Genomic DNA, 1352 nt, shown 5'->3' with positions numbered 1-1352 from the left:
TGAAGCGTTGACGGCCCAAGGCGAACAGGACCGGAAATGCCCCGAAACGCAAATCGCAGGAGGCCAACACAATGGCACGCATTCTCATTCTTTCCACCGCATCCGACGTTCTGGGCGATACCGGCAAGCCCACGGGTGTCTGGTATGAGGAACTCGCGACCCCCTACTACGCTTTTCTGGACGCGGGCCATGAGGTCACGCTCGTCACGCTCGGCGGCAAGGCAATCCCGATCGATCCGAATTCGGACGCGACCGGCGACGATGCCCCGGCGTCGGTCACCCGCTTCCGGGCCGACGCGAAGGCGACCGCCCTCTTGAAGTCTCCCGCCCGGCTCGAAGACGAGGATGTGACCGCGTATGACGCGCTTTACATCCCCGGCGGGCACGGCGCGATGTTCGACCTGGCCGAAAGCGACCTGGCCGCCAAGGCCATCGGCAAGGCCTGGGACAGCGGCAAAGTGGTCGCGTCGGTCTGTCACGGCCCGGCGGCCTTTGCCAACGCGCTGGACGCGAACGGCGATCCGATCGTGAAGGGGCGCAAGGTCTCGGCCTTCACCGACAGCGAGGAACGGGCCGTGGGCCTTGTCGAGGCCGTGCCTTTCTTGCTGGAAACCCGCCTGCGGGAACTTGGCGCCGAGTTCGAAAGCGTGGGCGACTGGCAGCCGCATGCGGTGGTCGATGGCCGGCTGGTGACCGGCCAGAACCCCGCCTCGTCCGAGGCGGCCGCGGACAAGGTGCTGGCCCTTCTGGGCTGATCACGAAAGGCGCCGCCCCGTCCGGGCGGCGCCCTCTTCGCCCGAACCCAAAACCGGAGAGGCCGACATGTCTAAGGTCATTCTTATCACCGGCGCGTCCTCGGGGATCGGCGAAAGCTGCGCGCGCCATGCAGTCGCCGCAGGGCACAAGGTGGCGCTTGCAGCCCGGTCGGAGGCGAAACTCGAAGCCCTGGTCAAGGATCTGGGCGAAGGTAACGCGCTGGCGCTGCCCACCGACGTCACCGATCCGGCGTCACAGGAAGCCATGGTCGCGCGCGCGGTCGAACATTTCGGGCGGCTCGACGTGGTCGTGGCCAATGCAGGAGTCGGCGCTTCGGCGCGCGGGACCGAGGCAGGATCGGCCGAGAATTTCCGCGAGATGATCGAGGTGAACTGCCTGGCCGTGACCTATACCGCGAAATTCACGCTGCCGCATCTGCGCGCCTCGAAGGGGCACATGGTGCTGATGGGGTCGAAGGCGTCGCAGGGGGCGATGTGGGGATCGGTCTATTCGGCGACCAAGTGGTTCATCCGGGGCTATGCCGACAACCTGGGGCTGGAACTCGGCGAGGCCGGTGGCCGCGTCACCTGCCTGCA

General features: G+C 66.7%; 2 protein-coding genes. Both read left to right on the top strand.

What is annotated here, in order from left to right; all coding sequences use genetic code 11:
- Nucleotides 1-71: 71 nt before the first annotated feature.
- A complete protein-coding gene (locus BLV97_RS20620) occupies nucleotides 72-755 on the top strand; it encodes a type 1 glutamine amidotransferase domain-containing protein (protein ID WP_092164243.1) in 684 nt (227 codons plus the stop codon).
- A gap of 67 nt (nucleotides 756-822) precedes the next feature.
- Nucleotides 823-1352: SDR family oxidoreductase (locus BLV97_RS20615; RefSeq protein ID WP_092164242.1), on the top strand; the 530-nt coding region annotated here is incomplete at its 3' end.

The sequence above is a fragment of the Allgaiera indica genome, from assembly GCF_900106675.1.
Classification (GTDB): Bacteria; Pseudomonadota; Alphaproteobacteria; order Rhodobacterales; family Rhodobacteraceae; genus Acidimangrovimonas; species Acidimangrovimonas indica.
The sequence above is the reverse complement of the archived record's forward strand: the minus strand, read 5'-3'. Positions and strand labels throughout refer to the sequence as shown.

Bases quoted from the DNA above. Each gene is read 5' to 3' on its own strand.
- BLV97_RS20620 (WP_092164243.1), top strand. From the start codon at position 72: ATGGCACGCATTCTCATTCTTTCCACCGCATCCGACGTTCTGGGCGAT.